General features: G+C 46.9%; 8 protein-coding genes. 6 read left to right on the top strand and 2 right to left on the bottom strand.

What is annotated here, in order from left to right; all coding sequences use genetic code 11:
* The first annotated feature begins 688 nt into the window (after positions 1-688).
* The 6 genes from HMPREF0650_RS12390 to HMPREF0650_RS12365 all read left to right on the top strand — a co-directional run bounded on the left by HMPREF0650_RS12390 (position 689) and on the right by HMPREF0650_RS12365 (position 6,790).
* Positions 689-913: a DUF4492 domain-containing protein gene (locus HMPREF0650_RS12390; RefSeq protein WP_040563464.1), complete on the top strand. Its 225-nt coding sequence runs from the start codon at positions 689-691 to the stop codon at positions 911-913.
* Positions 914-925: 12 nt separating this feature from the next.
* Positions 926-2,488, top strand: a complete 1,563-nt coding sequence (locus HMPREF0650_RS12385) for a cytochrome ubiquinol oxidase subunit I (protein ID WP_004351231.1) — start codon at positions 926-928, stop codon at positions 2,486-2,488.
* Positions 2,489-2,508: 20 nt separating this feature from the next.
* Positions 2,509-3,651, top strand: coding sequence for a cytochrome d ubiquinol oxidase subunit II (locus tag HMPREF0650_RS12380; protein WP_040563462.1), 1,143 nt, complete (start codon positions 2,509-2,511; stop codon positions 3,649-3,651).
* Between the two features lie 147 nt (positions 3,652-3,798).
* Complete coding sequence (nth, locus tag HMPREF0650_RS12375; RefSeq protein WP_040563458.1) at positions 3,799-4,449, top strand: endonuclease III; 651 nt, start codon at positions 3,799-3,801, stop codon at positions 4,447-4,449.
* A 45-nt stretch (positions 4,450-4,494) separates the two neighbouring features.
* Positions 4,495-5,205 (top strand): DUF2461 domain-containing protein, encoded by a 711-nt coding sequence (locus HMPREF0650_RS12370; RefSeq protein ID WP_004351227.1) that lies wholly within the window; start codon positions 4,495-4,497, stop codon positions 5,203-5,205.
* Between the two features lie 40 nt (positions 5,206-5,245).
* A complete protein-coding gene (locus tag HMPREF0650_RS12365) occupies positions 5,246-6,790 on the top strand; it encodes a ComEC/Rec2 family competence protein (protein ID WP_004351226.1) in 1,545 nt (514 codons plus the stop codon).
* A 16-nt stretch (positions 6,791-6,806) separates the two neighbouring features.
* Here HMPREF0650_RS12365 and HMPREF0650_RS12360 read toward each other — a convergent pair whose 3' ends face one another.
* Both HMPREF0650_RS12360 and secA read right to left on the bottom strand, forming a co-directional pair.
* Complete coding sequence (locus HMPREF0650_RS12360) at positions 6,807-7,601, bottom strand: ATP-binding cassette domain-containing protein (RefSeq protein WP_040563456.1); 795 nt, start codon at positions 7,599-7,601, stop codon at positions 6,807-6,809.
* Positions 7,602-7,700: 99 nt separating this feature from the next.
* Positions 7,701-11,033 carry a preprotein translocase subunit SecA gene (gene secA, locus HMPREF0650_RS12355; protein WP_004351223.1) on the bottom strand — a complete coding sequence of 1,111 codons (3,333 nt, stop codon included), beginning with the start codon at positions 11,031-11,033 and terminating at the stop codon, positions 7,701-7,703.
* Positions 11,034-11,146 lie beyond the last annotated feature (113 nt).

Raw genomic sequence — 11,146 nt, 5'->3', positions numbered from 1 at the left:
ATTGTTCAGTCGTGTAGCTCGCTACACTCCTTCACTCTCTTGCATTTTGACCTCAAAAATAAGCTCAAAATCTAACAAAGCTAATTTATAGAACCAGCCTTAGAGGTATGCGTCAATCTTGTGTCACTGCTGTGATGCAGAGGCGTAATAGAAGAATTTGTCAGATATTTTCATCGTTTTATGCCCCAAAAACAGCTGTTGTAAACTGTTTATCTGGAAAAAATCAATAGGCAGAGCGGATGCAAGCAGGCAACAATTTAGGAAGAAAAAACGTATTTTTACACAAAAATATTGATTTTGTCCGCTCAGAAGCATCCTTTTGTCTTGTCATCTGTATGCTTTAACGGGCTAAAAGCATGCAGATAAACTGCCAAGAGCATTGTTATTGCTGCCTAAAAGCTATGCTGTTGGCATCTGAAAGTGTAAACGATGGAGTGTTATAGAGTGATTATGTGTGTAAGTATTTGTGTAACAAAGATGTACGAAAGTGGCTCGTACTTGCCGTATTTGCCAGCCAAAGGTATGTTGCTTGCAAATACGTCCGGGATTTGAAGGCTCGTTGTCAAGAAAAATCATGCATCCATATCGGCTTGATTTTGTTTCTTCCAACGTTGTGAATAATTTTTTTTACGAAAAAGTACAACTTTACATATATTTTATTACCTTTACACCCGAAAACTACTTTACTATGAATAAAAACAGCTTTATTTATCGAGCTTTTGATTTGTACTATGATGGCTTTAAGCACATGACCGTAGGTAAAACACTATGGACTGTCATTTTGATTAAACTCTTCATCATGTTCGCTATTCTGAAAGTGTTCTTTTTTCCTGATTTCATCAAACAGAACTCGCAAAAAGGCGATGAAGCAGATTTCGTATCTACCGAGATGATTAAACGAAACATTCATTAAATACATTACATTATGCACAATCTGTTATTAGACATTTCGGCACAAACGATCGACTGGTCGCGTGCCCAATTTGCTTTAACAGCCATTTATCACTGGCTTTTTGTTCCATTAACGCTTGGTCTTGCCGTCGTTATGGGAATTATGGAAACTCGTTATTATCGTACCCGTGACCCTTTTTGGAAGGATGCGGCGCGGTTTTGGCAAAAGCTGTTTGGTATTAATTTTGCCATGGGTGTGGCAACAGGACTCATCTTGGAATTCGAATTTGGTACCAACTGGAGCAACTACTCATGGTTTGTAGGCGATATCTTCGGTGCTCCGTTGGCTATCGAGGGTATCATTGCTTTCTTCATGGAGGCTACCTTCGTGGCTGTGATGTTCTTTGGTTGGAAGAAAGTGTCTCCTGGTTTCCACCTGGCTTCAACGTGGCTCACGGGGTTGGGCGCTACCATCTCTGCTTGGTGGATTCTGGTAGCCAACGCTTGGATGCAGTTGCCCGTTGGACAGGAGTTTAATCCAGATACCATGCGCTTTGAGATGAACTCGTTTATGGACGTGGCCTTGTCGCCCTTTGCCGTGGACAAGTTCTGTCATACCGTGACCTCTTCATGGATTATCGGTGCTGTGTTTACAGTGGCCGTAAGTAGTTGGTACTTACTTAAGAAGCGTGATCATAAGTTGGCTATCGAGAGTATGAAGATAGGTAGTATCTTTGGCTTGGCAGCTGTGGCATTGACATTGATTACCGGACACAGCTCAGCTATCCAGGTTGGCAAAGTACAGCCTATGAAACTGGCTTCGATGGAAGCGCTTTACAATGGTGGAACCGGCCAGGGACTGACGGTCTTTGCAGCTGTTAACCCATTTAAGCAACCCGACTATGCAAACCAACAAGAGCCACCGATGAAGATGGCTGTGCCTAATGGCTTGTCATTCTTGGCAACCTTAGACGCCAATGGATATGTGCCTGGCGTGAATGACCTGCTGAATGGTTATACCAAACCAGACGGTACGAAGGTTATCTCGGTAGAAGAAAAAATGAAACGAGGCCAGATGGCCATAGCTGCATTGCAGGATTATCGTTCTGGCAAGAAGGATGAAGCTACCAAGCAGATTCTGAAAGACAACATGCCTTATTTTGGTTATGGCTATGTAAAATCACCCCACCAGGTCGTTCCGTTTATTCCAGTAAACTTCTGGGCATTCAGAGTGATGGTTGGCATCGGCATGTTGTTGATTTTGTTCTTTATCTGCTCGCTGTTCATCGTTTACAAGAAAGATATTATCAAGCATCGCTGGTTGTTGATTTCGGGCATCGTGCTGTTGCCATGCGCTTACCTTGCCTCTCAATCAGGCTGGTTAGTGGCAGAGTTTGGTCGTCAGCCGTGGACCATCCAGGATATGTTGCCGACATGGGTTGCCGTGTCTGACATTAAACCGAGTTCGGTTATTGTCACCTTCTTTATATTCTTGATTCTCTTCACCGCCATGTTGGCTGTCGAGATTAACATCCTTTGTAAGGCTATTAAGAAAGGTCCCGAGAATAGTGAAATGTCAAATCAGGTTGAATTATAAATAAGAAAGGTAATACAATGATTACATATAGTTTTTTACAACATTACTGGTGGTTTCTTGTTTCTTTGTTAGGAGCCTTACTGGTATTCTTGATGTTTGTTCAGGGTGCTAACTCTTTGGTGTTCAACCTGGGTAAGACCGAACAAGAGCGTAGGATGGTTGTCAACAGTACGGGGCGCAAGTGGGAAACCACTTTCACGACGTTGGTTACCTTTGGCGGTGCTTTCTTCGCTTCTTTTCCTTTGTTTTACAGTACCAGCTTCGGCGGTGCTTATTGGTTGTGGATGATTATTCTCTTCTCGTTTGTTGTTCAGGCGGTGAGCTATGAATTTCAAAACAAATTGGGAAACATCCTGGGCGTGAAGACTTTCCAATGGTGCTTGGTCATCAATGGTATTCTGGGTCCCGTTTTGGTGGGTGGTGCCGTTGCAACATTCTTCAACGGTTCTAACTTCTTGGTTGATAAAATCAACATCACCAACGGCATGGCACCGGTGATTAGCAGGTGGGCCAACTACAGTCATGGCTTGGATGCGTTGCTGGATGTATGGAATGTGGTACTGGGTTTGGCCGTGTTCTTCTTGGCTCGCATCTTGGGTTTGCTTTACATTATTAATAATGTGGCCGATGATACGCTGCGCGCTCGCAGCCGTAAGCATCTTATTTACAATACAGGAGCATTCTTGTTGCTGTTCCTTCCGTTCTTAATTAGAACCTTGTTGAAGGATGGTTTCGCCTATGATCCAGCCACTGGCGTGATTTCTATGGAGTCGATGAAGTATCTATACAACCTGTTAGACATGTGGTATCTTGCTATTGTCTTGCTTGTTGGTGTGGTATTGCTGCTGTTCGGCATTGTCAAGACCGTGTTGAGTAACACCTATATTAAAGGTATTTGGCCGGCAGGTATCGGCGTAGTCTTAGTTGTTTTGGTTCTGTTGCTCATAGCTGGTTGGAACAATACGGCTTATTATCCTTCTAATGCTGACCTGCAGAGTTCACTAACCATTATGAACAGTAGTAGTAGTGAATTTACATTGCGCACCATGGCCATTGTTTCACTCTTCATTCCTTTCGTCCTTGCTTATATTGTTTATGTATGGCATGCCATGGATAGAAAGAAAATCACGAAAGAAGAGATTAAACATGGGGATGCTTATTAAGCTGATTAAATCATAAAAGAATGTGACTAAATTCGGTGAGAGACTTGAGTTTAGTCACATTTTTTTTATCGAATAACTTTGATGTTGCGGTGTGTGAAAACGCTTCCAGGGCTTGGTGAATTGCGAAATGTTTCGTATTTTTGTGATATGACACGAAAGGAAAGATATCAATATATTCTCGATTATTTCAGAAAAACAACGCCTATCGTTACGACCGAGCTTGAGTTTGGGTCGGCTTTTCAGCTGTTGGTTGCCACATTGTTAAGTGCACAATGCACCGATAAGCGCATCAATCAGGTAACACCGGCGTTGTTTCAGCGTTATCCTGACGCACGGTCGATGGCACAGGCTACGCCAGAAGAGGTGTTGGAATATGTGCGCAGCGTGAGTTATCCTAATGCCAAATCAAGACATTTGGTGGAGATGGCGCAAATGTTAGTAAGCGATTTTGGTGGAGAAGTGCCAGACAATACCGCCGATTTGGTGAAATTGCCTGGCGTAGGACGCAAGACGGCCAACGTGGTGCAAGCCGTTTGGTATGGAAAAGCAAAGATTGCTGTTGACACTCACGTCTATAGAGTGAGTCATCGCATGGGGTTGGTGCCACAAAAGGCTAACACTCCCTTGAAAGTTGAGCTTGAATTGATGAAGTATATCCCTGAAGAGGATGTGTCAAGTGCACACCATTGGCTACTTTTGCATGGCAGATATATCTGTCAAAGTCAGCGTCCCAAGTGTGAAAAGTGCCAGTTTGAGCAGATTTGTCCTAAGCGATTAACATCTTCCAAACTTGCATGAAACATTGTTGTAACTTGCATCTTCCATCTTTAAAACATCGATTATATGAACATCCAACGCATTTTAAAATATTTAGAGCGCATTGCCAAGAACAACAATCGTGATTGGTATCAAGCCCATAAAGACGAATATTTGGCTTGTCGCAACGATTTTGAGGAGGGAGTGGATTGCGCTATCGCAGCCATCTCTAAGTTTGATGCCTCCGTATCGCATGTAACAGCCAAGGAAGCGTGCTTCCGTTTTAATCGTGACACACGTTTCTCGCCTGATAAATCGCCCTATAAAAGGCATTTTGGCGCATACATCAGCGCCAAAGGGCGTAAGTCGTTGCATGCTGGTTACTACATCCATGTGCAACCAGGCCATTGCCTGTTGTCGGCTGGATCCTATTGGTTGCCCACTCATATCTTGACCTCTTGCCGCAATGAGATTATGGGCAACATTGACGAATGGCGAAAATGTGTGGAGAATGGCAAGTTTGTTCATTTCTTTGGTTATGCCACTCAGGGTTCGTGGAGTGATGAACAGGCATCGGACAAGGGCTTTGGAATCAGCCGATTGAAGACCTGTCCAAAGGGTTTTCCTGCCGATTATGAGTTTATTGACTATCTTCGAATGAAGGATTATGCTTGCTGGCATCGGGTTGAAGATGATTTCTTTGCGGGAAATGGATGGATAGAACCCATGACAGAACTATTCAAGGTGGCTCAACCCATGATGGAATTCACCAATCGTGTGATTGATGATTATGAATAATCTGACGACAACTACGAATCAATTTGATGGACGATGATGAATGAAAGTGCGTGACTGGCTGCAACTTTATCCTCTTTTCAGGGTTGCCTTGGCATTGATTGTAGGTCTTGTTGCAGGCGACTCTTTCGGGTTTGTCGTGCCAACATGGTTTTGGTTGATCATCGCTTTTTCAGCCTTGTTAATCGCATTAGCGAGCTACCGATGGAAAACAGCGCAGGGAGTGGCCATTCTTTTCACCGTGATGTGTTTTGGCATGCTGCTCATGACCATGCAGAAAGCTCGTCTAACTGTACCCATTCCCGAGGAAGAACATGTGTCTGAAGCCGTCGTGATGACCACTCCAAAGGTGAGAGGTAAGGTGGTTCAGTGCGATTTGTATGTCCTTTCGGGACCTTTATCCAACCAAAAAGTGAGGGCATCGATATTGCGCGATACCGTTGAGAGGCGTTATGAAGCGTTGAAAGTGGGCGATGGAATCTGGTTTCGTTCGGCCTTTCAGCCCATTCGGAGTTATCCCTCAGCCCGTCATTTCAATTATCAACGGTGGGTGGCGATACGGGGTTATCGGGCGCAAACGTTCATCTATCATCGTGATTGGGCGCAATGTCAGCTTGATTTGACAGGCATGCCTCGGTTCGAACGATTGCGTTTGAAGGCGCAGAAGGTGCGAGAAAAACTGCTGAGTCATTATGCTGCCCATGGTTTTGATGATCAAGATTATGCCGTCTTGGCTGCGATGACGTTGGGAGAAAAGTCGTTTTTATCCAAACAGACCAAGGAAATCTTTTCCATTTCGGGCGCTTCTCATGTTTTGGCTCTGTCTGGTTTGCACCTTAGCATCATCTACGGACTGCTCGTCTTGCTGCTGGGTGGGCGAGGGTTGCGACGTGTTTTCAGTTTTGCTTTCGTGGTGTTGACCGTTTGGGTCTATGTGTTTTTAACGGGAATGTCATCAAGTGTCATGCGTTCGGCCATCATGCTCACCGTTTATTCATTGGTGTCACTGCTCAACCGCGATAAGATGTCGCTCAATGCCCTTTCACTTACGGCCATTGTGATGTTGCTGCTGCATCCGTTGAGCTTATGGGATGTAGGCTTTCAACTGTCTTTTATGGCTGTTGCGGCCATTCTGTTGCTTTATCGACCCATTGAGCGTTGGATGCCTGAAGCCATTCTCGTCAGGTCTGCCGTTGTGGGAAAGTTGTGGGGAATGATGGCTGTATCGTTGGCGGCACAGCTCGGTACGGCTCCATTGGTGGCCTATTATTTCGGCCGTTTTTCGTGTTATTTCCTTCTTACCAACCTGTTGGCCGTCCCACTGACCGTCCTCATCCTCTATACCTCCTGTCTTTTGTTCGCCTTGTCCTTTGCACCGTTGTTGCAAAGCGTCGTGGCTGTCGCGCTAACTTGGATGACCCAAGTCCTGAATCACTATCTGTCGCTCCTCGCAAACTGGCCTGGAGCGAGCGTTGAAGGCATTCACATCAATCTTTGGCAGTTAGCACTCATGTACGTCATCATTGCTTGTGTTTGCTGGGTTGCATCTTATTTACGTCAAGCATACGTTCGTTCGCGCATCATGTAATCAACATTTTTCGTGTTCATTCGGATGCCTCCTGCGTCCCATTGAAATAATCTTCCAGTTCTTTTTCAGCCTGTCCGTGTATGTTGGGCAGATCCTTGATGATGGAACCACTCTCCATCAGTGCCACTCGATTGGATATTTCCACCGTGTGTTGCAGGTTGTGACTGCTCACGAGGATGGTGGCTCCCGTTGTTTGATGATAGTTCAGCAACAGGCGTTTCAAGAAGTTTTGGCTAGAAGGGTCCAGGAAATTGAAAGGTTCATCAAGAATCAGCAGCTTTGGTTGTGCGATGAGAGCGGAGATGATGCCTATTTTTTGCTTGTTTCCGGCTGAGAAATCGCGAATCAATTTCTTCTGACCGAGTATCTCGCCATTCATGAATTTGGACAGTGAAGCCAAGAATGTGGAGAGACGTTCCTTGTCAATGTGATTCACTTTGGCAATGAATTCAAAGTATTCCTCTGGCGTCAAAAAGTCGATGAGGAATCCCTCGTCGATGTAGGCACCCGTATGTTGTTTCCAATCTTCCGATTGGGAAGGGTCTACCGTGAAAACTTCAGCAGCCGGTGTGCCATCCACTGGGGTTTCTGACGCAGGCTCCTGATGCGGGTCGGTGTGTCCGAAAGTGAGTAATACCCGCCCCTCATCGGCCCTCAGCAGGTCGAGCAGCAGCCTGAACAGCGTGGTTTTTCCGGCTCCATTGTTACCTACCAGTCCGAGAATATCCCCATCATGAATCTCGAAGTTGGGGATGTCAACGGCAATTTTCTCGCCAAAAGCTTTCTTTAAGTTGTTGATTTGAATGTTCATGGGTGCAAATGAATCAAAAAAAATGATAGACGGTTGTGCGCCCATTTCTGGTGTGTTTGTGAGCGATTCCAACCATCTATCATTTTCATACGTTGATGTTTATCGAAGATTTCTGCCGTGGCAGTTCTTGAATTTCTTGCCGCTTCCACAGGGACAAGGATCGTTTGGACGCGGCATCTTGTCCTTGATGTACGGCGTACGGTTCACCTGTTGTGCCTGTTCGCGCGTATCTTGATGGGCAGCCGCAGCCTGATTGGGGTCTGTCAGGTCGTCTTTCTGCTCGTTATAGCGTTGACTTCTCTGTGCCGGGGCAGCCTCACGAACCTCCTCCTGCTGCATTTCAGGAATCTGACCGCGCATCAAGATGCTCGTCGTTTGGTTGTTCATGTCGTTAATCATACTGTCCCAGAGCTTCGCACTCTCCAGTTTGAAGATCAGCAGTGGGTCTTTCTGCTCGTACGAAGCATTCTGTACACTGTGGCGAAGTTCGTCCAGTTGTCGCAGATTCTCTTTCCAATTCTCATCAATGATGTGCAGAACGATGCTCTTCTCGAACTGTTTCACGATGTCTTTGGCTTCCGTGTCGTATGCTTCTTTGAGGTTGCAAGAAACCTGGTACACACGCTTTCCGTCGGTAATAGGCACGGCAATGCGCTCAAACCGATCGCCCTGTTCCTCCTGTACCTGCTTGATAACCGGCCAAGCAACCGCTTGTATCCGTTCGGTTTTACGCTTGAAAGCCGCCATCGCATCTTGGAAAGCACGTTCGGCCAAATCTTCGGGATTGCCAGCGTTGAATTCTTCTTCGGTGAACGGACATTCCATCGCCAAGTTCTTCAAGAAGTCTTCCTTGCAACCCACATAATCGTTCGAATTGATGATGTTGACACATCGGTCCCAAATGATGTTAGCGATGTCCATACCGATACGCTCACCCATCAGTGCGTGGCGCCGTTTCTCGTAAATCACGGTGCGCTGTTTGTTCATCACGTCATCGTATTCCAGCAAATGCTTACGAATACCGAAGTTGTTCTCTTCCACTTTCTTCTGCGCGCGCTCGATGCTCTTCGAAATCATCGGGCTCTCAATGCGCTCTCCATCCTTGAATCCCAGACGATCCATCACCGAGGAGATGCGTTCAGAACCAAACAATCGCATCAGTTTATCTTCCAGACTGACGTAGAATACCGAACTACCTGGGTCGCCTTGACGGCCTGCACGACCTCGCAACTGGCGGTCTACACGGCGGCTTTCGTGCCGTTCGGTACCGATAATGGCCAAACCTCCGGCCGCTTTCACTTCGGGCGACAGCTTGATGTCGGTACCACGACCGGCCATGTTGGTGGCGATGGTCACCGCACCTAGGCCGTTCACCGATTGTCCAGCCTGTGCCACGATGTCGGCTTCCTTTTGGTGTAGCTTGGCGTTCAGTACGTTGTGTGGGATTTTTCGCATGTTCAGCATCTTGCTGAGCAACTCAGAAATTTCGACAGACGTGGTACCTACCAAGCACGGACGGCCACTATTGCGCATTTCTTCAATCTCTTCAATCACGGCAGCATACTTCTCACGCGCCGTCTTGTATACGCGGTCGTCCATGTCGTTGCGCTGCACGGGACGGTTGGTCGGTATCTCCACCACGTCCAACTTGTAGATGTCCCAGAACTCGCCCGCTTCGGTAGAGGCAGTACCCGTCATACCAGCCAATTTGTGGTACATGCGGAAGTAGTTCTGCAAGGTGATGGTGGCGAAGGTCTGCGTGGCAGCTTCCACCCTCACATGCTCCTTTGCCTCCACGGCTTGGTGCAGTCCGTCGCTCCAGCGGCGGCCTTCCATGATACGACCGGTCTGCTCGTCAACGATTTTCACCTCACCGTCAATTACCACATACTCGTCGTCTTTGTTGAACATGGTGTACGCCTTCAACAGCTGTTGCAAAGTGTGTACTCGTTCACTCTGCACGCCATAGTGGGTCAGCATTTCGTCTTTCTTGTCCAATCGCTCCTGGTCAGAGAGTGAAGTCTCATTTTCCAGTGCTGAAAGTTCGGCTGTGATGTCAGGCAGCACGAAGAGTTCTTTGTCGTTCACCTGTTTGGAGAGCCATTCGGTGCCTTTGTCCGTCAGGTCGCAGCTGTTGAGTTTCTCGTCCACCACGAAGTACAGCGGCTCCACGGCCTTCGGCATTTCGCGGTTGTTGTTCTGCATGTAGTACTCTTCGGTCTTGAGCATGCCAGCCTTGATGCCTTCTTCCGACAGATATTTGATAAGTGGCTTGTTCTTCGGAAGCGACTTGTATGAACGGTATAAGGCGAGGAATCCCTCCTCAGTCTTCTTCTGGTCTTTGGCTGCCTGGCCCTCTGAAATCAGCTGTTTGGCCTCTGCCAAGAACTGTGTGGCCAGTTTTCGCTGCACGTCAACCAGTCGTTCAACCAGCGGTTGATATTCTTCAAACATCTGGTCGTCACCTTTTGGAACGGGCCCGCTGATAATCAATGGGGTACGAGCGTCGTCAATCAACACCGAGTCTACCTCATCGACGATGGCGTAGTTGTGCGCGCGTTGCACCAAGTCATCTGGCGAAACGGCCATGTTGTCGCGCAGATAGTCGAAACCAAACTCGTTGTTGGTACCAAAAGTGATGTCGGCCAGATAAGCCTTGCGGCGTTCCGGTGAGTTGGGGCGATGCTTGTCGATGCAATCAACGCTCAAGCCATTGAACTCGTAGAGCGGTCCCATCCACTCAGAGTCACGCTTAGCCAAATAGTCGTTCACGGTAACAACGTGTACGCCGTTGCCCGTCAAGGCGTTGAGGAAAACGGGTAGGGTGGCTACCAGCGTTTTACCCTCACCTGTAGCCATCTCGGCTATCTTGCCTTGGTGCAGGGCGATACCGCCGAAGAGCTGAACGTCGTAGTGTACCATTTCCCATTTCAGGTCGTTTCCACCCGCCGTCCAATGGTTGTGATAGATGGCCTTGTCGCCGTCGATGGTCACGAAGTCCTTGCTCGGGTCGGCTGCCAACTCGCGGTCGAAGTCGGTTGCGGTAACGATTGTTTCTTCGTTTTCGGCAAATCTCCGAGCCGTGTCCTTAACGATGCAGAATGCAGTGGGCATCACCTCGTTCAGCGCTTTCTCGTAAATCTCCAGCGCCTCTTTCTCCAACTTGTCTATCTCTTCGAAGATGGGTTCGCGCTCATCGATGGCCGTTTCTTCAATTTTGCCCTTCAGTTCGGCAATCTTGTCTTTTTGTTCTTTGGCGGAGTCTTGTACATACTTCTGTATCTCCTTGGTCTTGGCACGCAGTTCGTCGTTGCTTAGCTTCTGAATGTCGGGATAGGCCTTCTTCACCGTCTCCACGAGCGGTTGTATCAGACGCATGTCTCGGCTTGACTTGTCGCCGAACAATGATTTTAAGAATTTATTGAAATTCATCTTTTATGGTTGTTTTTGTTTATTTCTTATTATATAATGTGTTGCAAAATTACGAATAAAATTTGTTAATTTGCCACTTCTCTTTTAATTATTTGATATTCTTGGCATAAAGC

It is taken from the genome of Hoylesella buccalis ATCC 35310 (genome assembly GCF_000177075.1).
In the GTDB taxonomy this organism is placed as follows: Bacteria; Bacteroidota; Bacteroidia; order Bacteroidales; family Bacteroidaceae; genus Prevotella; species Prevotella buccalis.
This window is presented reverse-complemented; position numbering and strand designations above follow the sequence as displayed.